This is a genomic window from Curtobacterium sp. NPDC098951, from assembly GCF_044759965.1.
Taxonomy (GTDB): Bacteria; Actinomycetota; Actinomycetes; order Actinomycetales; family Microbacteriaceae; genus Curtobacterium.
In genome coordinates, this window is sequence record NZ_JBIWAG010000001.1 from 726037 (window position 1) to 751377 (window position 25341).

General features: G+C 71.0%; 26 protein-coding genes. 5 read left to right on the forward strand and 21 right to left on the reverse strand.

Annotated elements, in window-relative coordinates:
• Window positions 1-9 precede the first annotated feature (9 nt).
• The 3 genes from nusB to ACIQUC_RS03415 all read right to left on the reverse strand — a co-directional run bounded on the left by nusB (window position 10) and on the right by ACIQUC_RS03415 (window position 2848).
• Entirely contained in the window at window positions 10-462 is a 453-nt protein-coding gene (nusB, locus tag ACIQUC_RS03405; protein ID WP_402263220.1) for a transcription antitermination factor NusB, read from the reverse strand.
• An 11-nt stretch (window positions 463-473) separates the two neighbouring features.
• Window positions 474-1037: an elongation factor P gene (gene efp / locus ACIQUC_RS03410; protein ID WP_022906721.1), complete on the reverse strand. Its 564-nt coding sequence runs from the start codon at window positions 1035-1037 to the stop codon at window positions 474-476.
• A gap of 119 nt (window positions 1038-1156) precedes the next feature.
• Entirely contained in the window at window positions 1157-2848 is a 1692-nt protein-coding gene (locus tag ACIQUC_RS03415) for an ABC1 kinase family protein (protein ID WP_402263223.1), read from the reverse strand.
• Window positions 2849-2970: 122 nt separating this feature from the next.
• Between ACIQUC_RS03415 and ACIQUC_RS03420 the strand changes: the two genes are divergently transcribed.
• Both ACIQUC_RS03420 and ACIQUC_RS03425 read left to right on the forward strand, forming a co-directional pair.
• Entirely contained in the window at window positions 2971-3270 is a 300-nt protein-coding gene (locus tag ACIQUC_RS03420; protein ID WP_402263225.1) for a hypothetical protein, read from the forward strand.
• The gene (locus ACIQUC_RS03425; protein ID WP_022908381.1) at window positions 3270-3464 is read left to right on the forward strand and encodes a hypothetical protein; all 195 of its coding nucleotides are present in this window, start codon (window positions 3270-3272) and stop codon (window positions 3462-3464) included. Before ACIQUC_RS03420 ends, ACIQUC_RS03425 begins: the two co-directional genes overlap by 1 nt.
• A gap of 1 nt (window position 3465) precedes the next feature.
• Here ACIQUC_RS03425 and aroB read toward each other — a convergent pair whose 3' ends face one another.
• The 9 genes from aroB to ACIQUC_RS03470 all read right to left on the reverse strand — a co-directional run bounded on the left by aroB (window position 3466) and on the right by ACIQUC_RS03470 (window position 13830).
• Complete coding sequence (gene aroB / locus ACIQUC_RS03430; protein WP_402263829.1) at window positions 3466-4548, reverse strand: 3-dehydroquinate synthase; 1083 nt, start codon at window positions 4546-4548, stop codon at window positions 3466-3468.
• A gap of 20 nt (window positions 4549-4568) precedes the next feature.
• Window positions 4569-5156: a shikimate kinase gene (locus tag ACIQUC_RS03435; RefSeq protein ID WP_402263228.1), complete on the reverse strand. Its 588-nt coding sequence runs from the start codon at window positions 5154-5156 to the stop codon at window positions 4569-4571.
• A complete protein-coding gene (gene aroC / locus ACIQUC_RS03440; protein ID WP_402263231.1) occupies window positions 5153-6373 on the reverse strand; it encodes a chorismate synthase in 1221 nt (406 codons plus the stop codon). The genes ACIQUC_RS03435 and aroC overlap by 4 nt, the downstream gene beginning before the upstream one ends.
• A gap of 45 nt (window positions 6374-6418) precedes the next feature.
• Window positions 6419-8011, reverse strand: a complete 1593-nt coding sequence (gene mltG, locus ACIQUC_RS03445) for an endolytic transglycosylase MltG (RefSeq protein ID WP_402263234.1) — start codon at window positions 8009-8011, stop codon at window positions 6419-6421.
• 100 nt (window positions 8012-8111) lie between these two features.
• The gene (ruvX, locus tag ACIQUC_RS03450) at window positions 8112-8555 is read right to left on the reverse strand and encodes a Holliday junction resolvase RuvX (RefSeq protein WP_031263196.1); all 444 of its coding nucleotides are present in this window, start codon (window positions 8553-8555) and stop codon (window positions 8112-8114) included.
• Window positions 8556-8563: 8 nt separating this feature from the next.
• A complete protein-coding gene (alaS, locus tag ACIQUC_RS03455) occupies window positions 8564-11221 on the reverse strand; it encodes an alanine--tRNA ligase (protein WP_402263237.1) in 2658 nt (885 codons plus the stop codon).
• A 49-nt stretch (window positions 11222-11270) separates the two neighbouring features.
• A complete protein-coding gene (locus tag ACIQUC_RS03460) occupies window positions 11271-11453 on the reverse strand; it encodes a hypothetical protein (RefSeq protein WP_022905491.1) in 183 nt (60 codons plus the stop codon).
• Window positions 11454-11582: 129 nt separating this feature from the next.
• Window positions 11583-12212, reverse strand: coding sequence for a 30S ribosomal protein S4 (gene rpsD, locus ACIQUC_RS03465; protein WP_022905490.1), 630 nt, complete (start codon window positions 12210-12212; stop codon window positions 11583-11585).
• A 241-nt stretch (window positions 12213-12453) separates the two neighbouring features.
• A complete protein-coding gene (locus tag ACIQUC_RS03470) occupies window positions 12454-13830 on the reverse strand; it encodes a replication-associated recombination protein A (RefSeq protein ID WP_031261054.1) in 1377 nt (458 codons plus the stop codon).
• Between the two features lie 128 nt (window positions 13831-13958).
• Here ACIQUC_RS03470 and ACIQUC_RS03475 point away from each other — a divergent pair, with 128 nt between their 5' ends.
• Window positions 13959-14774, forward strand: coding sequence for a peptidylprolyl isomerase (locus ACIQUC_RS03475; protein WP_402263242.1), 816 nt, complete (start codon window positions 13959-13961; stop codon window positions 14772-14774).
• A gap of 113 nt (window positions 14775-14887) precedes the next feature.
• The gene (locus tag ACIQUC_RS03480; protein ID WP_402263245.1) at window positions 14888-16120 is read left to right on the forward strand and encodes a DUF349 domain-containing protein; all 1233 of its coding nucleotides are present in this window, start codon (window positions 14888-14890) and stop codon (window positions 16118-16120) included.
• A gap of 78 nt (window positions 16121-16198) precedes the next feature.
• Here the strand turns inward: ACIQUC_RS03480 and ACIQUC_RS03485 are convergent, their stop codons facing one another.
• The 5 genes from ACIQUC_RS03485 to ACIQUC_RS03505 all read right to left on the reverse strand — a co-directional run bounded on the left by ACIQUC_RS03485 (window position 16199) and on the right by ACIQUC_RS03505 (window position 19474).
• A complete protein-coding gene (locus ACIQUC_RS03485) occupies window positions 16199-17161 on the reverse strand; it encodes a bifunctional riboflavin kinase/FAD synthetase (protein ID WP_402263248.1) in 963 nt (320 codons plus the stop codon).
• An 8-nt stretch (window positions 17162-17169) separates the two neighbouring features.
• Complete coding sequence (locus ACIQUC_RS03490) at window positions 17170-17613, reverse strand: hypothetical protein (RefSeq protein ID WP_022905485.1); 444 nt, start codon at window positions 17611-17613, stop codon at window positions 17170-17172.
• An 82-nt stretch (window positions 17614-17695) separates the two neighbouring features.
• Entirely contained in the window at window positions 17696-18061 is a 366-nt protein-coding gene (locus ACIQUC_RS03495) for a hypothetical protein (protein ID WP_402263251.1), read from the reverse strand.
• Entirely contained in the window at window positions 18058-18999 is a 942-nt protein-coding gene (gene truB / locus ACIQUC_RS03500; RefSeq protein WP_402263254.1) for a tRNA pseudouridine(55) synthase TruB, read from the reverse strand. The genes ACIQUC_RS03495 and truB overlap by 4 nt, the downstream gene beginning before the upstream one ends.
• A gap of 28 nt (window positions 19000-19027) precedes the next feature.
• The gene (locus tag ACIQUC_RS03505) at window positions 19028-19474 is read right to left on the reverse strand and encodes a hypothetical protein (protein ID WP_022905482.1); all 447 of its coding nucleotides are present in this window, start codon (window positions 19472-19474) and stop codon (window positions 19028-19030) included.
• A 52-nt stretch (window positions 19475-19526) separates the two neighbouring features.
• On the opposite strand from ACIQUC_RS03505, the gene ACIQUC_RS03510 reads away from it, so the two are divergent.
• Window positions 19527-20438 carry an A/G-specific adenine glycosylase gene (locus ACIQUC_RS03510; RefSeq protein WP_402263257.1) on the forward strand — a complete coding sequence of 304 codons (912 nt, stop codon included), beginning with the start codon at window positions 19527-19529 and terminating at the stop codon, window positions 20436-20438.
• A 9-nt stretch (window positions 20439-20447) separates the two neighbouring features.
• Here the strand turns inward: ACIQUC_RS03510 and rbfA are convergent, their stop codons facing one another.
• The 4 genes from rbfA to nusA form a co-directional block, all read right to left on the reverse strand.
• Window positions 20448-20921: a 30S ribosome-binding factor RbfA gene (rbfA, locus tag ACIQUC_RS03515; RefSeq protein WP_402263260.1), complete on the reverse strand. Its 474-nt coding sequence runs from the start codon at window positions 20919-20921 to the stop codon at window positions 20448-20450.
• 89 nt (window positions 20922-21010) lie between these two features.
• Window positions 21011-23872 carry a translation initiation factor IF-2 gene (gene infB, locus ACIQUC_RS03520; protein WP_402263263.1) on the reverse strand — a complete coding sequence of 954 codons (2862 nt, stop codon included), beginning with the start codon at window positions 23870-23872 and terminating at the stop codon, window positions 21011-21013.
• 75 nt (window positions 23873-23947) lie between these two features.
• Window positions 23948-24265 carry a YlxR family protein gene (locus ACIQUC_RS03525; RefSeq protein ID WP_083857828.1) on the reverse strand — a complete coding sequence of 106 codons (318 nt, stop codon included), beginning with the start codon at window positions 24263-24265 and terminating at the stop codon, window positions 23948-23950.
• A gap of 66 nt (window positions 24266-24331) precedes the next feature.
• On the reverse strand, window positions 24332-25327 hold the full coding sequence (nusA, locus tag ACIQUC_RS03530) for a transcription termination factor NusA (protein ID WP_022905479.1): 996 nt from the start codon (window positions 25325-25327) through the stop codon (window positions 24332-24334).
• Window positions 25328-25341: the final 14 nt, after the last annotated feature.

Here is a 25341-nt window from a genome sequence, read left to right on the forward strand (position 1 = left end):
TGGTCAACCCTACCGGGACTCCTGGTCCTCTGCGACCGTCCGACCGGACGGTGCACGACCGCCGGCGACGGCGCCGAGCACGCCGTTGACGAACCCCGCGGACTCCTCCGTCGAGAGCGACTGAGCGAGCTCGACGGCCTCGGCGATCGCGACCGCGTCCGGGACCTCCGGGTTGAACCGGAGCTCCCAGACGCCCATGCGCAGGATGCAGCGGTCGAGCACCGGCATGCGGGCGATCGACCAGCCCTGGGCGTGCTCGACGATCACCGCGTCGATCTCGTGACGCGCGTCGTCGATGCCCGTGACGATCTGACGGGCGTAGTCCCAGCTGGAGGCGCGCTCCGGCTGGTCGAGGTGACGGACGGTCTCGGTGGCGAGGACGTCCGCGATCGGGAGCTCACGCACCTCGGCCACGTACAGCATGTCGAGGGCGCGCTTGCGGGCCTTCGAACGAGCACTCATACGGCCGGCGCCTAGGAGTTGACGCGGCCGAGGAAGCTGCCGTCGCGCGTGTCGATCTTCACCGTGGTGCCGCTCTCGAGGTAGAGCGGGACCTGGATGCGGTGACCGGTCGCGATGATGGTCGCGTCCTTCGTGCCACCGGACGAGCGGTCGCCCTGCAGACCGGGCTCGGTCTCGACCTCGGTCACGATCGACGTCGGGAGCTCGACGTAGAGCGGGTTGCCCTCGTTCATCGCGATGGTGACCATCGCGGACTCGAGCAGGTAGTTCTTCGCGTCGCCGACGACCGTCGCCGAGACCGGGATCTGGTCGTAGGTGTCGGTGTCCATGAACACGTACGAGTCGCCGTCCTCGTAGAGGAACTGGTAGTCACGGCGGTCGACCGTCGCGGTGTCGATCTTCGCACCCGCGTTGAAGGTGCGGTCGACGACCTTGCCCGACACGACGTTCTTCAGCTTGGTGCGGACGAACGCGCCGCCCTTGCCCGGCTTGACGTGCTGGAACTCGACGACCGACCAGAGCTGCCCGTCGATGATGAGAACGGCGCCGTTCTTGATGTCAGTGGTACTGGCCATGAGTCTTCGATGTCCCGTTCGATCGTGTTGTGAAGGTCTGCGGACCGCGCTGGGTCCCGGACGAGTGTAGCGGACCGGTCGGCGGGCCCCCGCGCGGGTGCGCTGGAGCCCGCCGTGGGTCACTCCCGCCGTCGCGCCCGGATCGCGTCGACGGCCGCCCAGACGAGCAGCACCACCGCCGCTCCCCCGAGCAGCCCGCCGGCGACCCCCGTCGAGATGACCGCGGTCGGGCGGGCCGGCAGGGTGAGGTAGACGAGCGACAGCACGCCGGCGCCGGCGCCGAGCAGCACGAGCAGCACACGACGGACGACACCGTTCAGCGTGCGTCGGTCACGGCGGTCCGAGAACAGCCGGATGTTGACCGAGAGCTTCCCGGTCTCGATCGCCTCGCCGATGCGGTCGACCCGCCGCGGGAGCCGACGGACGGCCGAGACGGCGCCGAACAGCTCGCGGACGGCCAGGTCGCGGATCTTGCCGGGACGCAGCTGGTCGCGGATCTGCTCGGAGGCGAGACCCCGTGACTCCTCGAGCAGGTCGAACGAGGGCGCGAGGGTGCGGAGCGTCCCCTCGAAGATCGCCAGGGCGCGCGCCGCGGCGACGAAGTCCGGTGGCGCCTTGAGCCGGTACCGCCCGAAGACCGCGACTGCGTCGTCGACCGTCTCGACGCCGATCCGCGCCCCGGGGCCGAGCTCGTCCGCGACGAAGCGCGCGATGTCCCGGCGGAAGTCCGGTTCGTCCTGGGCGTCGCGGACCGGGGCCATCCGCAGGACCGCGTCGGCGATCCGCGAGGTGTCGTCCTGGATGTAGGCGGCGAGGAGCTCCTGCACGACGTCGCGCAGACCGGGATCGAGCCGTCCCACCGACCCGAAGTCGATCAGGGCGGGGCGGCCGTCGGGCAGCAGCAGGACGTTCCCCGGGTGCAGGTCACCGTGGTAGATGCCGTCGAACACGACCTGCCGCAGGAACGCCCGGAGGATCGCCCGCATCGGCTCGTCGAGGTCGCGGTCGCTGCGCTCGGCACGGATGGCGCTGAGGGTGTCCCCCTCGAGGTACTCCATCACGAGCACGCGGCGACCGGAGAGCTCCGGGTACGGGTCCGGGAACCGCACCTCGTCGGGGCGTGCGCTCCGGCGCTGGGCGGCTCGCAGCGCCTCGAGGTTCCGGAGCTCCGAGCTGAAGTCGACCTGGCGCACGAGGTCGTCGGCGTACTGCTGGGCGACGTCCTGCACGCCGACCTGGCGCGCCTCGGTCGACCAGCGGGCCATGAAGCGCACGACGCGGAGCGCGATGTCGACGTCCCGGCGCACGGCGCGGTCGATGCCGGGCCGCTGCACCTTCACGGCCACGCTCGTGCCGTCCGCGAGACGTGCCCGGTGCACCTGCGCGATGGACGCGGCGGCGACCGGGACCGGGTCGAACGCCGCGAAGACCTGGTCGACGGGTGCGCCCAGCTCGCGCTCGAGCAACGCCGTGACCTCGTCCGCGGGAGCCGGGGTCACGTTCCGCTGCAGGTGCGCGAGGCCCTCGGTCCACTCCTCGGGCAACAGGTCGTCACGCGTCGACAGGAGCTGTCCCATCTTCACGAAGCCGCCACCGGCCTCCTCGAGCGCGCGGCGGAGGTGCTCGGCCTGGCTGCGGCGCAGGTCGGACGTCGCCGGGTCGTGCGAGAAGTCGAGCCGACGGAAGGGCACGAGTCCGTGTCGGCGGGCGATCGAGAGCAGTTCGGTGAACCGGCGGGCACGGGACCGGACGGTCCCGGCATCGGTTGCGTCCGGTGTGGACAGGTCGCTCAGGCGTGGCGGGGTGGGCACGGGTCCCAGTCTGCTCCCCCGTCCTGCGTGGCCGGTCCTCCACAGCCCGGAGGCGCGGCTCGCCCTCCACAGGTCGGCCGATGCCCGCCGTCCCCTCGCCTCCACTGCATCAGGCTGCGGTCATGGAGACAGCACTCGTCACGGCGCTCATCGCCGCGGGCGCGGCGATCGCGGCCGCCGCCGTCAGCTGGTTCGGCGCGTTCCAGAACCGCCGGACTGCCGATCGCGACCATGCCTGGCGGCGGCTGACCTGGGCGATCCGGCGCGCTGAGACGCAGTCGGAGTACGACATTTCGAGAACTGTGCTCGAGCGTCTGATGAAAGTACCGTGGGCGCCGAAACCCGACCGGAACCTCGCTCGACGGGCACTCCGGCGGCACGGGTTCGAGCACGTTCGCGACCGAGAACCGGAGGCCGACTGATGCCGCTCTTCCGTCCACTGCCCGACGCACCCCAGTTCAAGCTCGACGGCACCGACGAGGACGACGCGATCCTCGACGCGTGGGTCGACGGCGCCACCCTGGCGGAGTGGTACGAGGTCGAACGGACCGGCGTCGTCACCGTGTCGATGCGGGTGAAGTGGTGGTGGCGACGGACCCGACGCGTCCTCCGCTGAGCTAGACCCCGACCTCCTGGTAGGCGGTGAAGAGCAGGTGGTCCTCGGGTCCCTCGAGCGTGAGTGGCTTGCCGACCCCGTCGAGGATGATGAACCGGAGCATGCCGGCGCGGGCCTTCTTGTCACGACGCATCGTGGCGAGCAGCCCCTCCCAGCGGCCGATGCCGTACGTCGTCGGCAGTTCGAGGGACTCGAGGATCGAGCGGTGCCGGTCGACCGTGGCGTCGTCGAGGTGCCCGGTGAGGCGCGCCAGCTCGGCGGCGAACACCATGCCGACCGCGACGGCCGCGCCGTGCCGCCACTGGTACCGCTCGGCGTGCTCGATCGCGTGCCCGAGGGTGTGGCCGTAGTTCAGGATCTCGCGGCGGCCCTGCTCGGTGAAGTCGTCCGAGACGACCTGTGCCTTCAGCGCGATCGCGAGTTCCACGACGCGGCGGAACTCGGGCGTGGTCGGGTCGGTGACGCGGGCGACGTCGGCCTCGATGACGTCGAGGATCTCCGGCACGGCGATGAACCCGGCCTTCACGATCTCGGCGAAGCCAGTGAGGATCTCGTTGCGGGGCAGGGTGGCGACGAGGTCGATGTCGGCGACGACCGCGCGGGGTGCGAAGAAGGCGCCGACGAGGTTCTTGCCCTCGTTCGTGTTGATGCCGGTCTTGCCGCCGACGCTGGCGTCGACCATGCCGAGCACGCTCGTGGGGATCGCGATGTACGGGACCCCGCGCAGCCAGGTCGCCGCGACGAACCCGGCGAGGTCGGTCACGGCGCCGCCGCCCAGGCCGATCACGGCGTCGGTGCGGGTGAAGTCCGACTGCCCCATGATCTGCCAGCAGAACGCGGCGACCTCGACACGCTTGGCACCCTCGGCGTCGGGGACCTCGGCGATGAGCGCCTCGAGGCCGGCGTCGACGAGCAGGTCCCGGAGCGCGTTCGCCCGGGCGCCCAGCGTCGGCGCGTGCACGATGAGGACCTTGGCGACGCGGGGACCGAGGAGCGCCGGCACCGAACCGAGCAGGCCGTTGCCGACGGCGACGACGTAACCGTCCTCGCCGCCGACGCGGATCTCGGTGGTTCCGTCGGGCAGGACGGACTGGGTCGTCTCGGTCACGCTGTTCCTTCGCTCGTGGGGGTGCCGGTGGTGGACGGCCGGTGTCCGTCCCGCAGCCAGGCGACGACGTCGTCGACGACGTGCGACATGGGCCGGCGTGAGGTGTCGAACACCGCGTGCGCGAGTTCGGCGTAGGTCGCCGCTCGCGCGTCCATGATGGTCTGCCAGGCGTCGATGCCGCCGTCGGCCAGCAGCGGGCGGTCACTGCCGGCGATCCGGTCGGCGACCGCCTCGGGCGAGACGGTCAGGAGGACGATGCGCGCGCCGACCATGGCCTCGCGCGTGTCGACGTGCGTCACCGCGCCGCCACCGACGGCGATCACGCCACCGCGCGCGACGGCCGCACGCACGGCCTCGGCCTCGAGCGCGCGGAACGCCGGCTCGCCGCGGTCCGCGAAGATCCCGGGGATCGGGCCGTGCTCGCGGACGATCGCCCGGTCGGTGTCGGTGAAGGGCACACCGAGGGCCTTCGCCACGCGCTTGCCGACGCTCGACTTGCCGGCGCCCATCGGTCCGATGATGACGACCGGTGCCGCGTGACCGGCCGACGGCGAACCCGTCGCCGGCTCGGGTGTGTGCGTCACCAGGCCGGCGTGTGCTCGGCGGCCTCGGTGCTGCGGGTGCGCAGCGTCTCCGGGATGGACGCCAGGTACGCCTCGAGGTTCCGCTTCGTCTCGACGACGTTGTCGCCGCCGAACTTCTCGAGGACGGCGTCGGCGAGGACGAGCGCCACCATGGCCTCGGCGACGACGCCGGCAGCGGGGACCGCGCACACGTCGGACCGCTGGTGGTGCGCCGAGGCGTCCTCACCCGTGGCGACGTCGATGGTGTGCAGCGCGTGCGGGACCGTCGCGATCGGCTTCATGCCGGCGCGGACACGCAGGACGGTGCCCGTGGACATGCCGCCCTCGGTGCCGCCGGCGCGGTCGGACGTCCGGTAGATCTCGCCGTCCTCGCGGAAGAGCTCGTCGTGCGCCTCGGACCCGCGGCGGGCAGCGGTCGCGAAACCGTCACCGACCTCGACGCCCTTGATGGCCTGGATGCCCATGATCGCCGCGGCGAGGCGGGCGTCGAGGCGACGGTCCCACTGCACGTGCGAACCGAGCCCCGGCGGGACGCCGTAGAACAGGACCTCGACGACACCGCCGAGGGTGTCGCCGTCCTTCTTCGCGGCCTCGACCTCGGTGACCATGCGGGCCGAGGTCTCGGCGTCGAAGCAGCGCAACTGGTCGTCGTCGAGGCGGTCGACGTCGTCGGGCATCGGCAGCGCGGTGCCGTCCGGGACACGGACCGTCCCGACCTGCAGCGTGTGCGCGACCGAGCGGATGCCGAGCTCGGCGAGGAAGGCCTTGGCCACGGCACCGAGGGCGACGCGCGCGGCCGTCTCGCGCGCACTCGCGCGCTCGAGGATCGGGCGGGCCTCGTCGAAGCCGTACTTCTGCATGCCGACGAGGTCGGCGTGGCCGGGACGCGGTCGGGTCAGCGGGGCGCTGCGACCGCGGGAGGCGTCGGTCTGCTCGACGGGCTCGGGGTTCATGACCTCGACCCACTTCGGCCACTCGGTGTTGCCGATGCGGATCGCGATCGGGCTGCCGAGCGAGTACCCGTGACGGACACCACCGGAGACGTGCAGTTCGTCCTGCTCGAACTTCATGCGGGAGCCGCGGCCGTAGCCGAGCTTGCGACGCGCGAGATCGGTACGGATGGACTCGAACGACACCGGGACACCCGCGGGCAGGCCCTCGAGCATCGCGATCAGTTCGGGTCCGTGGGACTCACCAGCAGTCAACCAACGAAGCATGGTGTCCATCTTCCCACAGCCCGGGTGCCGTGCGACGCCCCCGGGCTACTGGTAGTCGGGGTGCGCCCGGAGCCACGCCTGGAACTGGTCCACGGCGACGAGGTGCTGGGCGTACGTGTCCGAGAACACCGTCTCGCCGGTCTCGAGGTTCACCGTCACGAAGTACAGCCACTTGCCCTGCGCCATGTTCGTGACGGCCTTGATCGCGATGTCGCCCGGGTTCGAGATCGGCGCCGGCGGCAGGCCGTCGTGCACGTAGGTGTTGTACCTGTTCGACGCGTCCTTCCGTTCGGCGTCGGTGGTCGTCACCCGGTGGGTGTTCCCCGTGCCGTAGGCGACCGTCGCGTCCGACTGCAGCGGCATGTCGATGTCGAGCCGGTTCTGGAAGACCCGCGCGACCTTGGGGTAGTCGGCCGCGAGGCCTGCTTCCTTCTGCACGAGCGAGGCGAAGATGATGACGTGCTCCTGGTCGGCCTCGGCCACGCCGGCCGCCGACAGGTGCTCCTTCATGGTGTCGACCATCGACTTGAAGTACTGCGTGGCGGTCCACCCGGGGTTGATCGGGTAGGTCGCCGGGAACAGCCACCCCTCGAGCGTGGTCACGTTCGACGGCAGGTCGTAGGCGCTGAGGTCCTTCGCGGCGGCGGAGACCTCGGCGGCGGAGAGTCCCGCCTTCGAGACCATGCCGGCCTCGATGTCCTTGAGCGCCGTGCCCTCGGGGATCACGATCGAGGCCTGGACCCGGTTGTCCTTGTCCTGCAGGGCCGCGAGTGCCGCCTTCGAGCTCATCTTCTTCTTGAGCGAGTACGAACCCGGCTGGAACTGGACGTCCGGGGACGCGAGCAGCAGCTTGTAGAAGACCTTCGAGTCCTTCACGACCCCGCTGCGCTGCAGGGTCGCGGCGACGTTCTCGCCGATGTCGCCCTGCTTGATGGTGATCGTCACCTTGCTGGTGCCGTCGCCGGAGTAGTCGTCGGGCTCCTGGGAGCCGCTGATCGCCGCGACCACCTGCTGGATCTTCGGGGCCGCGAACGCGTAGGCCGACACCCCGACGGCGAGGACCACCGCGACGATGACGATGCCCGCGATCAGCGGGCCGCGACGCCGCTTCGGACGCGGTTCACGCGGGCCGCGTGGCGGCCTGGAGGCGCCCCCGCGTCCACCGCGACCGCCGCGACCGCCGTCTCCCGCGCCTCCGGGGCCGTGGCCGGTCTGGTCGGGTCCACCGGCGCCCGCAGCGGCGGCCGCAGCGCCAGCCGAGTCCCCGCGCGCCGCGGCGCGCTGGCCGTCGTCGACACGGAGCTCCCCGGTGAGGAGGGCGTGCACGTCCGGGTGCAGTTCGTCGGGTGAGGACGCCACCGGGGCGTCCGCCGCGGCGGCGCGACGGTCGACGTCGGCTCGGCCGAGGTCGGGACGGTCGGTGCTCGGCCCGGCCGCGTCGGTGCTGGCCGGGCTCGCGTCCGCTGGCTCCGCGTCGGCGCTTGCACGCGCGGCTTCGGCCGCGCGTGCTTCGCGTCGGGACATCGGTCGACCGGTCGCGTCCGGGTCGGGGGTCTCCGCACGGTCGGAAGTCGTCTTCCGCCGCTCGGCGTCGTTGCCGGGCGCGATGATCGCGTTCCAGTCCAGGTCGTCTGCCAACGGTCCTCGGGTCTCTCGGTCGGGAACTCCGCCTGGGCTCGGTGTGCTGGGCGACGGTGTGGCAGCCGCGTTCAGGCGAGCACTGCGATGGTCCGCAGGTTCAGGGGAGCGTGGCCCCGGGTGGGGCACTGGCCGCACGCTCGTGGTCGAGCGCGTGTTGCAGAATGATAACAGCGGCCGCTTGGTCGATCACGGCGCGGGACTTCTTCGTGTTCTTGCCGGCCTGGTGGAGGCCGCGCTGGGCCGTCACGGTCGAGAGCCGCTCGTCGACCAGGCGCACCGGACGGTGTTCCGCCAGGCGCTCCGCGAACTCCCGGGCGTCCGCCGTGGACGGGGTGTCCCCGCCCGACATCGAGAGCGGCAGCCCGACGACGATCTCGAGGACGTCGTACTCCTGGGCGATCTCGAGGATCCGCCGGACGTCCGTGGCGGCGTGACGGGCGACCGTCTCGACGGGCGTCGCGAGGAGCCCGTCACGGTCGCACACGGCGACCCCGATCCGGGCGCGGCCGACGTCGACGCCGAGCCGGCGCCCGGAGCGGATCGCCACGGTCAGGCCGCGAGCCGGTCGGTGACCGCGCGGAGTGCCGCAGGGAGCGCCGACGCGTCGGTGCCACCGCCCTGCGCGAGGTCCGGCTTGCCGCCGCCACCGCCACCGAGGACGCCGGCGGCCTCCTTCGCGAGCGGTCCCGCCTGCACACCCGCGGCGCGGGCCGCGTCGTTCGTGGCGACGATCACGACGGGCTTGTCGTTGATCACCGCGCCGAGGACGACCACGGCCGCGCCGTCGCCGAGCTGGCCGCGGACGCCGGTCGCGAGCGCGCGCAGGTCGTCACCGGACTGCAGGCCCTGGACGGACTCCGCCACCACGGTCGTCGCGCCCACCGTGGTCGCCTGGCGGGCGATCGCCGGGACACGCTGCTGCAGGTTCGCCGACTCGAACTCGGCGACGCGCTTCTGCGCCTGACGCAGGTCCTCCATCAGGGACTGCACGCGGGAGGGCAGGTCCTCTCGGGGAGCCTTGAGGGCGCTCGACAGCTGGGACACGATGGTGCGCTCGACCGCGAGGTCACGGAAGCCCTCGAGCCCGACGAGCGCCTCGACGCGACGGTTGGTCGAACCGACGCTCGACTCCCCCACGAGGTTGACGAGGCCGACCTGCGCGCTGGATGCGACGTGCGTGCCACCGCAAAGCTCACGCGACCACGGGCCGCCGATGTCGACCATGCGCACCTCGGAGCCGTACTTCTCACCGAAGAGCGCCTGCGCACCGAGGGACTTCGCCTCGTCGAGCGGCAGCACCCTGGTCGAGACCTCGAGGTCGGAGCGGATCGCGGTGTTGACGACCTCCTCGATCTCGGAGCGGGTCTCGAGCGACACCGGCTGCGACCACGAGAAGTCCAGGCGCATGTAGCCCGACTTGTTGTACGAACCGGCCTGCAGTGCCTCCGGGCCGAGGATGTCCCGCAGCGCCGCGTTCACGAGGTGGGTCGCGGAGTGCGCCTGGGTCGCGCCCCGGCGGTACTCGGCGTCGACGACGGTCGTCGCCGGTGCACCGACCCCGACCTCGCCCGAGCGGACCTGGACGGTGTGGCTCCAGAGACCGGCGACGGGACGCTGCACGTCGAGCACCTCGAGGTCGAAGCCGTTGCCGACGATCGAGCCCTGGTCGGCGTCCTGACCACCGGACTCGGCGTAGAGGGAGGTCTCGCCGAGGATGACCTCGGCGATGTCGCCCGCGACCGCGCGGTCGACGCTCACGCCGCTGACGATGATGCCGAGGACGTTCGTCTCGGCCTCGAGTGCGTCGTAGCCGAGGAACACCGTCTCGCCCTTGGCGCGGAACGCGCTGTAGACGCTGAGGTCGGCGAGGGCGGTCTTCTTGCTCTTCGCGTCCGCCTTGGCCCGCGCACGCTGCTCGGACATCAGGGTCTCGAACGCGGTGCGGTCGACCCGGACGCCGGCTTCCTCGGCCATCTCCATGGTGAGGTCGATCGGGAAGCCGAAGGTGTCGTGCAGCAGGAACGCCGTGTCGCCGCCGATCGAGGGCGCACCGTCCTGCTTCGCGCGCTCGACCGCGACGTCGAGGATCGTCGTGCCCTGCGCGAGCGTGCGGAGGAAGGTCTCCTCCTCCGCGTAGGCGATGCGCGCGATCCGGTCGTAGTCGCTCGCGACCTCGGGGTAGGCGTCGCGCATGGCGTCGCGGGACTCGGGGAACAGCTGCGGGAACGTCGCGCCCTCGACACCGAGGAGCCGCATCGCACGCACGGTGCGGCGGAGCAGGCGACGGAGGATGTACCCGCGTCCCTCGTTCGACGGGGAGACGCCGTCGGCGATGAGCATGAGCGCCGACCGGACGTGGTCCGCGATCACGCGCATCCGGACGTCGTCCTCGTGCACGGCGCCGTACCGGCGCCCGGAGATCTCCGCCGCCTTGTCGAGGACCGGCCGCACCTGGTCGATCTCGTACATGTTGTCGACGCCCTGCTTGATGAAGGCGACGCGCTCGAGCCCCATGCCGGTGTCGATGTTCTTGTTCGGCAGCTCGCCGGTGATCTCGAAGTCGTACTTCGAGCGGACGTCGGCGATCTGGTACTGCATGAACACGAGGTTCCAGATCTCGACGTAGCGGTCGTCGTCGGTCGCCGGACCGCCGTCGATGCCGTACTCGGGACCGCGGTCGAAGAAGATCTCCGAGCAGGGGCCCGCCGGACCGGGCTGACCGGTCGACCAGTAGTTGGTGTCCTTGCCGAGCCGCTGGATCCGCTCGTCGGGGAGCGAGGAGTGCGCCTTCCAGAACGCGATCGCCTCGTCGTCGTCCTCGTACACGGTGACCCACAGGTCGTCGGGCGAGAAGCCGAGGCCGCCGTCGGACTCCGGCGTCGTCAGGAACTGCCAGGCGAACTCGATCGCCTGTTCCTTGAAGTAGTCGCCGAACGAGAAGTTGCCGTTCATCTGGAAGAACGTGCCGTGCCGCGGAGTCTTGCCGACCTCTTCGATGTCGTTCGTGCGGATGCACTTCTGCACGCTCGTGGCGCGGGGGTACGGCGCCGGGATGAGTCCGGTCAGGTACGGGATGAACGGCACCATGCCGGCGACCGTGAACAGGAGCGAGGGGTCGTCCGAGACGAGCGAGGCGGACGGGACGACGGTGTGTCCGCGGTCGCCGAAGAACTGGAGCCAACGGCGGCGGATCTCTGCGGTCTGCATGGTGCTTCCTGATTCAGGTTCGGCGGGAGAGTGTGCGTCGAGGAGGACGTCAGACGTCGGTGCGGAGCTCGGCCTCGCGGGAGCGGTAGCCGTCCGCGACGGCGCCGGTGAAGGCCTTCGTGCGAGCGTTCACGTCGGCGAAGAACCGCGCACCACCGGGGGTGTTCGCGACCTTGTGCGCGACGGCGAACCCGATGACGACGCCGACGGCGACGAAGAACAGCTGCTTCACGGTGCCTCTCCCTCTGCGCACGCGAGCGGTGCGTGCCCAGACGATCCTACCGGCGGTGCCGACCGGGGACGCCGAACGGCGGGCCGTCCTGCTGAGAGGACGACCCGCCGTTCGGGTGTGATCAGTGGATCAGCGAGCTGCGTAGTACTCGACGACGAGCTGCACTTCACAGGTCACGGGGACCTCGGCGCGCTTCGGACGACGAGCCAGGCGGGCCTGGAGCTTGTCGATCTCGACCTCGAGGTAGCCCGGGACCTTCGGCAGGACTTCCTGGTGCCCACCGGCGGCGGCGACCTGGAACGGCTCGAGGGACTCGGAGCGCTGCTTGACGTGGATGAGCTGCCCCTCCTTCACGCGGAAGGACGGACGGTCGACGAGCTTGCCGTCGACGAGGATGTGGCGGTGCACGATCAGCTGACGGGCCTGCGCGGTGGTGCGGGCGAAGCCGGCACGCAGCACGAGGGCGTCGAGGCGCTGCTCGAGGAGCTCGACCAGGTTCTCACCGGTCAGGCCCTTCGTCTTGCGGGCCTCTTCGAAGACGATGCGGAGCTGCTTCTCGCGGATGCCGTACTGGGCGCGCAGACGCTGCTTCTCACGGAGACGGACGGCGTAGTCGCTGTCCGCACGACGGCGGGTGCGGCCGTGCTCACCGGGGCCGTAGGGGCGCTTCTCGAGGTAACGGGCCGCCTTCGGCGTCAGCGGGATGCCGAGCGCGCGCGAGAGGCGGGTCTTGCTGCGGGTACGTGACTTGGTAGACACAGGGTCCTTTTCTCTGTCTGAACTGAATGACTCGAGGGGAACCGCTCGACCGTGGGAAACGAGACACACGGAAGGAACGAGCCCCGACGACGGGATCCAGAGGGATGAGCCTGTGGGATCGGACGGCTACAGTCCGAACCTCTGCCCCCGTACCACCGGAGTGGCACTCTGTCCTCGACGCAGCCGTGCTCGAGGACCAGGACGTAGGCCCGGCAATGCTAGCAGGATCTCGGCGCGGTCACTACTCGCCGCGGGTGATCTTCCGGAGTCGCTCGAGTCGTGGGCCGACCTCGCGCTCAAACCCGTTCGCCGTCGGGGTGTAGTACTCGGTGCCCTCGAGCGCGTCGGGCAGGTACTGCTGCTCGGCGACACCGTGCTCGGCGTCGTGCGAGTAGACGTAGCCCTTGCCGTGACCGAGCCGCTTCGCCCCCGGGTAGTGGGCGTCGCGGAGGTGCATCGGCACGACCCCGAGCCGACCGGCCTTGACGTCGGCGATCGCGGCGTTCACGCCGTTGTAGGCGGCGTTCGACTTCGGCGCGGTCGCCAGGTAGACGACGGCCTCGGCCAGCGGGATCCGGCCCTCGGGCATGCCGATCAGCTGGACGGCCTGTGCGGCGGCGACCGCGATCGGCAGCGCCTGGGGGTCGGCCATGCCGATGTCCTCGGATGCCGAGATGATGATCCGCCTGGCGATGAACCGAGGGTCCTCCCCCGCCTCGATCATCCGCGCCAGGTAGTGGAGTGCGGCGTCGACGTCGCTCCCCCGGACGCTCTTGATGAAGGCGCTGATCACGTCGTAGTGCTCGTCGCCCTGGCGGTCGTAGCGGAGCAGTGCCCGGTCGACCGCTGCCGCGACGGTGTCGGCGTCGACGACCGGGACGGTGTCGACGCCGTCGAGCGTGCCGTCCGCATCGTCGTCGGCCTGCGCCGCCACGGCGGAGGACGCCGCGGCCTCGAGCGCGGTCAGGGCGCGACGGGCGTCGCCGGAGGAGAGCCGGACGATGGCGCTGCGAGCCTCGTCACCGAGGACGACCGATCCGCCGAGGCCCCGCGGGTCCTCGACGGCACGGTCGACGAGCATGCCGAGGTCCTCGTCGGTGAGGGGCTTGAGCGTCAGCAGCAGCGACCGGGACAGCAGCGGCGAGATGACCGAGAACGACGGATTCTCGGTCGTCGCCGCGATGAGGATGACCCAGCCGTTCTCGACGCCTGGCAGCAGGGCATCCTGCTGCGCCTTGCTGAACCGGTGGATCTCGTCGAGGAACAGGACGGTGGTGGAGCCGTAGAGGTCGCGGTGGGTGAGCGCCTTCTCCATGACCTCGCGCACGTCCTTCACGCCTGCGGTCACGGCGGAGAGCTCGACGAACTCGCGACCAGACTGCCGGGCGATGGCCTGCGCCAGGGTGGTCTTGCCGGTACCGGGCGGCCCCCACAGGATCACCGAGACGCCGCCGGGGTTCTCGCGCGTGCCGGTCGCGAGCTGCACGAGGGGGCTGCCGCGGCCGAGCAGGTGCTGCTGGCCGGCGACCTCGTCGAGGCTGGTCGGCCGCATCCGGACCGCGAGCGGGACGGACCCCTGCGCCAACCCGGCGCGACCGCCGGTGGTGGGCGCACGCATGCCCGAACGGTCCGCTGCCATGTGACCAATCGTAGGCCGACCCACCGACAGGGGCGTGCCTCCAGGCCTCCGACAGAGCCGTTTCCAGTACGCTCGTCGCACACTCGACGAGAGGTACGACCAGCACCGTGGCACCGAAGAACCAGGCGCGTGACAACCGGGAGGCGCGTGAGCGCCTCCGCCTCTACACGGCACGGCAGGGCCTGCACGAACGGCAGCGGCGCCGTCGGCTGCGGGACAACGTCGTCGGTGCCGGCGTGCTCGTGCTCGTCGCCGCGCTCGCGACCGGCTCGCAGCTCGCGTTCGCCGGGTCGCAGGGCGGCGGGGCGGACGCGAGCGCGAGTGCCTCCGCGACCGCGACGCCGACCCCGTCCGCGAGTGCCACCGCGGGGAACACCGGCGACGTCCCGAGCAAGTCCATCGCGAAGGACTCCACCTGGACCGGTTCGCTCACCCTCAACAAGGACGTGGAGCTCGGCATCGAGCTGGACGGCGAGAAGGCACCCCAGGCCGCGAGCGTCGAGATCACGCTCATCCAGGAGCAGTTCTACAACGGCACCACCTGCCACCGACTCGCCGACAGCACGGGGTTCGCGTTCCTGCAGTGCGGCTCTGCGAACGGCGACGGCACCGGCGACGCCGGCTTCCAGTACGGCCCGCTCGAGAACGTGCCGAGCGACGGGAAGTACGCCAAGGGCACCATCGCCATCGCCCGCGGCTCGTCGCCGTACTCGCAGACCACGCAGTTCTTCATCGTCTACGGCGACACCACGCTGGACGGCTCCACCGGCGGCTACACCGTCGTCGGGAAGGTCACCAGCGGCCTCGACGAGCTCGTGTCGAAGATCACGTCCAAGGGCATCTCGTCGGCCGGCAGCGACGGCACCGGGGAGCCGAAGGTGGCGACCAAGATCACCGGCGCGGCGATCGCGCGGGAGAAGTAGTCCACAGGCTCGCCGACCGGGCGGGTCGCAGATGCGCTCCGTGCAATAGGCTGACGACCTGACCGTGCCGACGGCGACGTCGGTGATGCACGACCACGATCGAGGCGAGACCTGTGGGACCTGACGAAGCAACGACCTGGGGGCGGGTCGACGAGAACGGGACGGTGTACGTCCGGTACGAGGACACCGAGAAAGCCGTCGGTGAGTACCCGGACGCGACACCCGACGAAGCCCTCGCCTACTTCGCGCGGAAGTACGCCGACCTCGAGGGGCAGGTGAAGATCGCCGAGCAGCGCGTCCAGCGTGGTGCCTCGGCGAACGACGTCGCCCGCACGGTGGAGCACCTGCAGGCCCTCGTGGCCGAGGCCCGGGTCGTCGGCGACCTCAAGTCGCTCGAGACCCGCGTCGCCGCCCTCACCGAGCAGCTCGGCTCCCTGACGAAGGAGCAGGCGGAACAGGCCCAGCAGGCCCTCGCGGACGCCCTGGCGCACCGCACCGCCCTGGTCGAGGAAGCCGAGGCCCTCGCCGCGGTCGACCCGGCACGGGCGCAGTGGAAGCAGATCACCGCGCAGCTCGACGACGTCTTCGCGCGGTGGCAGCAGCACCAGCACGACGGCCCGCGCATCCCCAAGAACGAGGCGAACGAGCTCTGGAAGCGCTTCCGCGCCGCCCGCTCGACCGTCGACCAGCACCGTCGCGCGTTCTACTCCGAGCTCGATGCGCAGCACCGCGACGCTCGCAACCGCAAGCAGGAGCTCGTGCAGCAGGCCGAGGCGCTCGCTCCCCGCGGGTCCGACGCGATCCCGGCGTACCGCGAACTGCTCGACGACTGGAAGGGCGCGGGGCGGGCCGGCAAGCGGCACGACGATGCGCTCTGGGCTCGCTTCAAGGCCGCGGGTGACGTGCTGTTCGAGCAGCGCCACGCCGAAGCCGCTGCCGAGAACGTCGAGTACTCGGCGAACCTCGAAGCGAAGCAGGCCCTCCTCACCGAGGCCGAGCCGCTCCTGAAGGTCACCGACCGGGCTGCCGCACGCAAGACCCTGACGGGCATCCAGCGCCGCTGGGACGAGATCGGCAAGGTCCCCCGCGCAGACGTCCGGCGCATCGAGGACCGCCTGCGCGCCGTCGAGGACCACGTCCGCAGCCTCGAAGACGAGCACTGGAAGGCCTCCGACCCGGAGCGCAAGGCCCGTCAGACCGGTCTCGCGAGCCAGCTCGAGGACGCCATCGGCAAGCTCGAGTCCGAGCTCGCCGAGGCGCAGGCCTCCGGTGACGCCCGCAAGATCAAGGACGCCCAGGAAGCCCTCGACGCCCGCAAGATCTGGCTCGACGCCCTCGGCGGCTGATCCGTCCCGTCCGACGGATCCCGTACGACGAAGCCCCCGTGACCGATCGGTCACGGGGGCTTCGTCGTTCCAGACGGGTCAGACGACCGCGGGCAGGCCCAGCAGCGTCCGGATGTCACGGTCGTCCTGCCGCATCTGCTCGGCGAGCTCGTCCATCGAGTCGAACTTCACCATCCCCCGCACGTACGAGACGAACAGCACCGAGATCGTGTCGCCGTAGAGGTCGATGTCGACGTCGAGCAGGTGCGCCTCGATCTGCTTCGCCGGGACCCCCTCGAACGTCGGGTTGTTGCCGACGGACACGGCAGCCGGGTACACGGTGCCGTCGTGCAGCACCCGTGCCGCGTAGACGCCGTCGGCGGGGATGAAGCCCTCGGACGCCGGGTCGAGGTTCGCCGTCGGGTAGCCCATCGCCCGGCCGCGCTCGTTCCCGTGCACGACGACGCTCCGCACGGCGTGCTCACGGCCGAGCAGCCGCGCGGCCTCGGCCACGCGGCCGTCGCCGAGGAGCTCGCGGATCCACGTCGAGGAGACCCGACGCTCACCGTCCGGACGGACGTCGTCCACCAGGTCGACGTCGTCGATGAGCTCGACGGTGAAGCCGTACCGCTGGCCCAGTGTGCGCAGGAGCGCGACGTCGCCGGCGCCCTTTGCACCGAAGCGGAAGTCGCTGCCGACGAACACGAGCTTCGCGTGCAGGGTGTCGACGAGGATCTCGGACACGAAGACCTCTGGTGCCTTCGACTGCAGGTCCTGGTCGAACCGGAGCAGCAGGGTGGCGTCGACCCCGACCTCGTCGAGCAGTTCCCGGCGCTGGGCGGGGCTCGTCAGCGCGGGCGGCACCTTGTCCGGGTCGATGACGTTGAGCGGGTGCCGGTCGAACGTGACGACCGTGGAGACGAGGGCGTGCTCGCGCGCGGCACGCTCGAGGTGCGCGATGACCGCGCGGTGCCCGACGTGGACGCCGTCGAACTTGCCGATGGTGACGGCGCTCGGGCCGAAGCCCTGCGCCACGTCGGCGGTGTCGTCGTAGTACTGCACGTCGGTCCCTACTCGCCGGCCGGAACGGCGGACGGGGTCGTCTCGGTCGCGGTGGCGGTGCGGTGGTGCTTGCGGAGCCACCAGAGTCCGGCAGCCGGCAGCACGAGCGGCGCGAAGGCGTAGCCCAGGCCGTAGTACGACCAGATGGTGTCGTCCGGGAACAGCTGCCGGTCGACGAGCGACAGCGTCCCGATCACGAGCACACCGGTCATCTCGAAGACGATGGTCACGCAGGCGACGCGGTACCAGAACCGACCCGGCACGATGAGCGCGATCATCGCGACGATGTACACGACCGCGGCGACGGCGCTGAGCGTGTACGCGAACGGTGCGAACGAGAACTTCTCGATGATCTGCACGACGCTGCGACCCGTCGCCGCCAGCGCGAGGATGCCGTAGACGGCGATGAGGACGCGGCCGATGCCGGTCGCGAGGGAGGATCTGGTCGCCATTGCACCGATTCTACCGACGGCGGACGACCACCATGACGCACCACGACGAACACGCAGCAGCCGGGGTGCAGCTGCGGGCGGGTCAGTTCAGGGCGAACCAGATCTGGTACATCCGGTAGACCATCACCGCGACCGTGAACGCACCGGCGCCGAGGACGACGGTGCTCCACTTCGTCCGGTCGACGAGGGCCCAGACGATGGCCGCCGGCGGGACGAGGAGCACCGACACCGCGTACACGCCGAACTCCAGTGCGTTGCCGACCGGCGGGCTGCCCGTGAGCGGCAGGACGAGCGAGATCACGCCCTGCGCGACGAGCAGCAGCTCGATGAGTGCGAGGGACCCGACCGTGTAGTCGTTCGGCTTCCAGCCGACGAAGCCGACGACCACGGCGAAGAGCCCGGCGAGCACGGCGACGACGAGCTGGACCCACATGAACCACTCGATCACGCGCCCACCCCCGGCGCCGTCGGGAAGTTCGTGATGACGCGGAGGAGACCGCGACGCACCGAGACGAGGCCGACGAGCCGGTCCCCCTCGGTCGCGACGGCGGCGACCGGGCCGTCGGTGTCCGGGTGGTCGGCGGCGACGCGCTTGCCGTCGGCGAGGTCCTTGGCGTCGGCCGGGTCGAGCGGCACGGACGGGAAGAGCGCGCGGGCGACGTCGACCGGTCGGGCGAGTGCGGCGCGGACGTCGACGGACTCGTCCTCGAGGTCGATCGCGTCGTCGACGCTGAAGGGGCCGACCTCGGTCCGGCGGAGCGCGGTCAGGTGCGCACCGGTCCCGAGCGCGGCGCCGACGTCCCGGGCCAGGGCGCGGACGTACGTCCCGGACGAGCAGGTGACGACCACGTCGAGGTCGACCACGGCGGTGTCGGTGCCGTCGACGGTCACCACACGGTCGCCCCGGCCGGTGACGTCGAAGCGCGACACCGTGACCGTGCGGGACTGCAGGACGACCGCTTCGCCCTTGCGTGCGAGGTCGTAGGCGCGGCGACCGTCGACCTTGATGGCGCTGACGGTCGAGGGCACCTGCGAGATCACGCCGCGCTGGGCGGCCACGGCCCGCTCGACCGCTTCCTCGGAGACGTCGGCGGACGCCGTGCCGACCGCGGCGGTGGGCGCACCGTCAGCGTCGTCGGAGTCGGTGGACACGCCGAGGCGGATCGTCGCCGTGTACGTCTTGCCGAGGCCGACGAGGTGCGTCAGGAGCCGGGTCGACGGACCGATCCCGAGGAGCAGCAGACCGGTCGCCATCGGGTCGAGCGTGCCGGCGTGGCCGACCTTCTTCAGGCCGAGCCGACGTCGGGCGATCGAGACCACCCGGTGACTGGAGATCCCCTGCGGCTTGTCGACGAGGAGGATGCCGTCGGGCGCGGATTCGAGCACCAGAGGAGATTACCAGCGCTCCGGCCGGTCAGCAGGCGTCGTTCCACTCACGACGCGGGTGGTCCGGGTCCGTGACGTCCAGCACCGCGGAGGCCGCGATCTTGACGTCCGCACGACGCTCGAGGCGCCCGGACTCCTGCTCCACCCACAGCGACCAGCGCCAGAGCGTTCGCGTGTGGTGCGCGAGGACCCCGTGCCCGTGCACGACGAGCACGCCGGGGCCCTCGCCGGTGGAGCGGAACGGCGCGACCAGGTCCGCTCGCAGGGTGTCCACGTCGCCGGAGGGCGCCGCCGCCGCCATCGCGGACACACCGTGCTGCTCGAAGCCGCCGACGAGGCCGGCCGCGACGCGCTCGAGGTCGGTGCCGGCCTGACCGTCGATGCCGACGACGGTCCGGTTCGTGCCGACCTGCGCGATCACCTCGGCCGCGATCGCGGCCATGGTGTCGATCTCCTGGGGTGCCCAACGTGCCATGCACCCACCGTAGGCTGTCGTGGTGAACGTGAGTCGTGCCTCCCGTCCGGATGTGGACAACCGGACCCGTCCACAGGACGCCAGCCGAGGAACGGACATCGCGACACCGCTCATCGCGTGGTTCCGTGCCGAGGCACGGGACCTGCCCTGGCGACGACCGGGTTTCCCCGCGTGGGGCACGCTGGTCAGCGAGATCATGCTGCAGCAGACCCAGGTCGCGCGCGTGATCCCCCGACTGGAGGCGTGGCTCACGAGGTGGCCGACGCCTGCGGACCTCGCGGCCTCGCCCCCGGCGGACGCGGTGCGGGCCTGGGACCGGCTCGGCTACCCGAGACGGGCACTCGCCCTGCACGCCGCGGCGACGGCGATCGCCGAGCAGCACGGCAACGTCGTGCCACGGGACGTCGACGCGCTGCTCGAGCTGCCCGGCATCGGCGACTACACGGCGCGGGCTGTCGCGGTCTTCGCCTACGGCGACCGGCACCCGGTCGTCGACGTCAATGTCCGTCGTGTGCTCGCCCGCGCGCTGCTCGGGCAGGGCGAGCCCGGCCCGGCGAAGGCGAAGCGCGACCTGCCGCTCATGGAGTCGGTGCTGCCGGAGGACGTCGACGACGCGGCGGCGACGAACGCCGCGGTGATGGAGCTCGGCGCGCTCGTCTGTGTCGCCCGCTCCCCCGCCTGCGATGCCTGTCCGATCGCGGACCGTTGCGCCTGGCGGGCCGCCGGGTACCCCGAGCACGACGGGCCACGGGCCCCGCGGCAGGCGAAGTTCGCCGGCAGCGACCGCCAGGTGCGCGGGCTCATCATGGCGGAGCTGCGCGCCAGCGACGTCCCGGTCACCCGCGACGAGATCGAACCGGTGTGGCCGGACGCCGAACAGCGGGACCGGGCGCTCGCGTCGCTCCTGCGCGACGGACTGGCCGTCGGGGACGACGCGAGCGGCTACCGGCTCCCGGAGGGCTGACCGGACGGGTCAGGCACGCGCCTCGTCGGCGTCGGCGTCGTCCTCGTCCGCGTCCTCGTCCTCGTCCTCGTCGTGCTTGTACGGGTCGGCGTCGCCGGCGTAGGTCGCACCGGCCGCCGCCGCGCGGACCTGCTCGTCACGCACCTGGGCCTGCACGAGCAGGTCCTCCATGTGCGCCGAGGTCTCCGGCAGCGCGTCGGCGATGAACTCGAGCGACGGGGTGAGCCGTGCGGTGATGTTCTTGCCGACCTCGGACCGGAGCATGCCCGTCGCGGCCTTGAGCGCCGCCGCGGAGTCGGCGCGCTCCTCGTCGGTGCCGTACACGGTGTAGAAGATCGACGCGTGCTGCAGGTCACCGGTCACACGGACGTCGGTGATCGTCACGAACCCGAGCCGCGGGTCCCGCAGCCCCTTGTCGAGTCGGCGTGCGACGACTTCCTTGATGCGGTCCGCCATCTTGCGTGCGCGCTGCGGATCGGCCATGGGTGCCTCCTGTGGAGATGTCTTGCTCTGGAACGGGGCTGGGCCCCGGCCTCCCGTGAAGGAAGCCGGGGCCCAGGGTAGTCACGCGATCAGTCGCGCGGCTTCTCGACGAGCTCGGTGGTCTCGATCTCGTCGCCGATCTGGATGTCGTTGAACTTGCCCAGACCGATACCGGCTTCGAAGTCCGTGCGGACCTCGGTGACGTCGTCCTTGAAGCGACGCAGCGACTCGATGGCCAGACCATCGGCGAGCACCACGCCTTCTCGGATGACGCGCGCCTTGGCGTTGCGCGTGATCGTGCCGGAGCGGACGATGACACCCGCGATGTTGCCGAACTTCGAGGAACGGAACACCTCGCGGATCTCGGCGACACCCGACTGGACCTCTTCGTACTCGGGCTTGAGCATGCCCTTGAGGGACTGCTCGATGTCCTCGAGTGCGTTGTAGATGACCGAGTAGAAGCGCACGTCGATGCCTTCGCGCGCCGCACGCTCGCGGGCCTTGACGTCCGGGCGGACGTTGAAGCCGACGACGATCGCGTTGTCGATCGTGGCCAGGTCGATGTCCGACTCCGTGATCGCACCGACGCCGCGGTGCAGGATCCGGAGCTGGACGCTGTCGTCGACCTCGATGTCCAGGAGCGACTGCTCGAGTGCCTCGACGGCACCGGAGACGTCACCCTTGATGATGAGGTTGAGCGAGTCGACCTTGCCCTCTTCGAGTGCACGGGTGAAGTCCTCGAGCGAGATGCGCTTGCGGGCCTTCGCCAGCTGGGCGTTGCGCTCGGCGGCTTCACGCTTCTCGGCGATCTGACGCGCCGTGCGGTCCTCTTCGGTGACGAGGAACGTGTCGCCGGCGCGGGGCACCGAGGACAGACCCTGCACCTGGACCGGGCGGCTCGGCGTCGCGGCCTTGACCGCCACGCCGTTCTCGTCGGTCATCGCACGGACGCGACCGTAGGCCGTGCCCGCGACGATGGCATCGCCGACGTGCAGCGTGCCGGACTGGATGAGCACGGTCGCAACCGAACCACGGCCCTTGTCGAGGCGTGCTTCGATCGCCACACCGCGGGCGTCCTTGTCGGGGTTCGCACGCAGGTCGAGACCGGCGTCGGCCGTGAGCAGCACCGCGTCCAGGAGGTCCTGGATACCGATGTTCTGACGAGCCGACACGTCGACGAACATGACGTCGCCGCCGTACTCCTCGGCCACCAGGTTGTACTCGGTGAGCTGCTGGCGGACCTTGGCCGGGTTCGCGCCTTCCTTGTCGATCTTGTTCACCGCGACCACGATCGGCACACCGGCCGACTGCGCGTGGTTCAGTGCCTCGATCGTCTGGGGCATGATGCCGTCGTCCGCCGCGACCACGAGGATCGCGATGTCCGTCACCTGGGCACCACGGGCACGCATGGCCGTGAAGGCCTCGTGACCCGGGGTGTCGATGAAGGTGATCGGGCGCTCGATGCCCTCGTGCTCGGTGACGATCTGGTACGCACCGATGTGCTGGGTGATGCCACCGGCCTCGCCCTCGACGACCTTCGAGTTGCGGATGGCGTCGAGCAGGCGGGTCTTGCCGTGGTCGACGTGACCCATGACGGTGACCACCGGGGGCCGCTGCTGCAGCACCGAGTCGTCCTCGTCGTCCAGCTCGGCCTCGAGGTCGATGTCGAAGCCCTCGAGGAGCTCCTTGTCCTCGTCCTCGGGCGAGACGATCTGGATCTTGTAGCCCAGCTCCTCGCCGAGGACCTCGAACGTGGCCTCGTCCAGCGACTCGGTCGCGGTCGCCATCTCACCGAGGTGGAACAGCACCGTCACCAGGTTGCCGGGGCTCGCGTCGATCTTGTCCGCGAAGTCCGAGATGCTCGCACCGCGACGCAGACGGACGACCGTGTTGCCGTCGCCACGAGGGACCTGCACACCGCCGAGCGACGGCGCCTGCCGCATCTCGTACTCGGCGCGCTTCGTCCGCTTCGACTTGCGGGCACGGCTCTTGCCGCCACCGCGACCGAACGCACCAGCGGTACCGCCACCGGGGCCACGACCGCGGCCACCGCCACCGGCGGGACGCGGGCCGCTGAAGGCCGGACGCGGGAAGCCGCCACCGGCACCACCGGCACCGCCCGGACGACCACCGGGGCCGCCACGACCGCCGCCACCCTGGCCCGGGCGCTGCCCGAAGCCGTTCGGACGGTTGCCCTGACCGGGACCACCGGGACGCGGCGCACCCGGACGGGGAACGCCCGGACGCGGCGGGGCGGGACGCGGGATGCCGTTGCCGCCACCGGCGCCGCCGGCGCCGCCGGCGGGGCGCTGGCCCATGCCCTGGTTGGACGAGTACGGGTTGTTGCCCGGACGCGGCGGGCGCGAGCCCATGCCCTGGCTCGACGCGTAGGGGTTGTTGCCGGGGCGTGCGCCCGGCTTCGGGCCACCCGGCTTCGGGCCGGCTGCGGCACCGGGCTTCGGTGCGCCGCCGGGCTTGACGGCGTCGCCCTTCGGCTCGGCTGCTGCGTCGGGACCGGCGTCGCCGGACTTCTCGGCAGCGGCCTTCTCGGCAGCGGCGGCCTTGCGAGCAGCCTCGGCCTCGGCCTGTCGCTGGGCGACGGACTTCGGGGCGGCCGGGGTCGGCACGTCGGCGGCGGTCGCCTGCACCTCGGGCTCGGGCTCGGGGGTGGGGGCCGGACGGACCGGACCGGGGCGGGGGCCGCCGGGCTTCGGTGCGCCCGACTTCGGCGCCGCGGTCTTGGCCGGCGCGCTCGGGGTCTGTGCCGCAGCGGGCTTCGACGCCGAGGCGCCGTCAGCCTGCAACGCAGCGCGGAGCTTGCGTGCGACGGGGGGTTCGACACTGGAGCTCGGGCCCTTGACGAACTCGCCGAGTTCCTTGAGCTTCTCCATTGCGGTCTTGCTGTCGACACCGAGTTCGGATGCGATCTCGTGTACGCGTGGTTTTGCCACTGTTCTCCTTCACGGGTCCCACCCCGTGCAAGGGGCAGGACTCAATGGATGACGGGTCTCATTTCGAGCCGCTCATCAGTTGTCCATAAGCCGTTCAGCCTGTTCTGTCATGTCCTGGTCGCGTGCCTGAGGTTCGGGGCGCCGGAGCGCTTCGAGGTAGTCACGGACCGCGGACGTGTCCGGTTCATGATCGAGCCGGAGCGCCCGGCGGAAAGCCCGGCGCTTGACGGCCTGATCATGTGCTTCGACGGTCGGTGTGAGCCACGCTCCCCGCCCCGGCATGACTGCCTTCGGGTCCGCCACGACACGACCGTCGCTCAGGGCGACGACACGGAGGAGGGAGGACCGGGGAGCACGACGGCGACTGCCGATGCATGTTCTGACGGGAACCACCTTACTCCTCCCCTCCGACGACCGCGATCCGGCGCGCCCGGATCGGACGTGCCACGAGCGAAACCGTCAGTCCTCGCCGTCCAGGATCGAGTCCGGCTGGATGTCGATCCGGGCACCGGTGAGCTTCGCGGCGAGGCGGGCGTTCTGCCCTTCCTTGCCGATCGCGAGCGACAGCTGGTAGTCCGGCACGAGTGCGCGGACGGCCTTCGTCGAGGCGTCGAGCACGAAGGCGCTCGTCACCTTGGCCGGCGACAGCGCGCTCGCCACGAACGAGGCCAGGTCGGACGAGTAGTCGACGATGTCGATCTTCTCGGCGCCGAGCTCGGTCGTCACGGCGCGGACGCGGGCACCGAGCTCGCCGATGCACGCACCCTTGGCGTTCACGCCGGGCTCGTTGGCCTTGACCGCGATCTTCGTGCGGTGTCCGGCCTCGCGGGCGAGGGAGGTGATCTCCACGACACCGGACGCGATCTCCGGCACCTCGAGGGCGAAGAGCTTGCGGACCAGGCCCGGGTGGGTGCGCGACACGGTGATCTGCGGGCCCTTGGCGCCACGACCGACGCTCGTCACGTACACGCGGATGCGCGAACCGTGCTTGTACTCCTCGCCGGGCACCTGCTCCTCGGGCGGGAGGATCGCCTCGACCGTGCCGAGGTCGACGTGCACCATCTTCGGGTTCGGGCCCTGCTGGACCACGCCCGCGACGATGTCGCCCTCCTTGCCGCGGAACTCGCCGAGGATCTTGTCGTCGCCGATGTCGCGCAGGCGCTGGTTGATGACCTGCTTCGCGGCGAAGGCGGCGATGCGGCCGAAGTCGCTCGGCTGGTCGACGGCCTCGCCGATGACCGCGCCCTCGTCGTCGCGCTCGGGCACGAAGACGGACACCTCGCCCGACTTGCGGTCGAGCTCGACGCGGGTCTGCGCGTCGACGGGTTCCTCGTTCTCCGCGCGGTGCTTCTGGTACGCGGTCAGGATGGCCTGTTCGATGATCTGGACGAGTTCGTCGAACGGGATCTCCCGCTCACGCTCCATGAGTCGCAGGACTGCGAGATCGATCTTCACCGAGGGCCTCCGTA

Coding starts and splice junctions, on each gene's coding strand:
- rbfA (WP_402263260.1), bottom strand. CDS start 20,921: ATGGCCGATCCGCAGCGCGCACGCAAGATGGCGGACCGCATCAAGGAA.
- alaS (WP_402263237.1), bottom strand. CDS start 11,221: ATGCAGACCGCAGAGATCCGCCGCCGTTGGCTCCAGTTCTTCGGCGAC.
- ACIQUC_RS03470 (WP_031261054.1), bottom strand. CDS start 13,830: ATGCGTGCGCCCACCACCGGCGGTCGCGCCGGGTTGGCGCAGGGGTCC.
- ACIQUC_RS03425 (WP_022908381.1), top strand. CDS start 3,270: ATGCCGCTCTTCCGTCCACTGCCCGACGCACCCCAGTTCAAGCTCGAC.
- ACIQUC_RS03505 (WP_022905482.1), bottom strand. CDS start 19,474: ATGGCACGTTGGGCACCCCAGGAGATCGACACCATGGCCGCGATCGCG.
- ACIQUC_RS03420 (WP_402263225.1), top strand. CDS start 2,971: ATGGAGACAGCACTCGTCACGGCGCTCATCGCCGCGGGCGCGGCGATC.
- efp (WP_022906721.1), bottom strand. CDS start 1,037: ATGGCCAGTACCACTGACATCAAGAACGGCGCCGTTCTCATCATCGAC.
- nusB (WP_402263220.1), bottom strand. CDS start 462: ATGAGTGCTCGTTCGAAGGCCCGCAAGCGCGCCCTCGACATGCTGTAC.
- aroC (WP_402263231.1), bottom strand. CDS start 6,373: ATGCTTCGTTGGTTGACTGCTGGTGAGTCCCACGGACCCGAACTGATC.
- ACIQUC_RS03490 (WP_022905485.1), bottom strand. CDS start 17,613: ATGGCGACCAGATCCTCCCTCGCGACCGGCATCGGCCGCGTCCTCATC.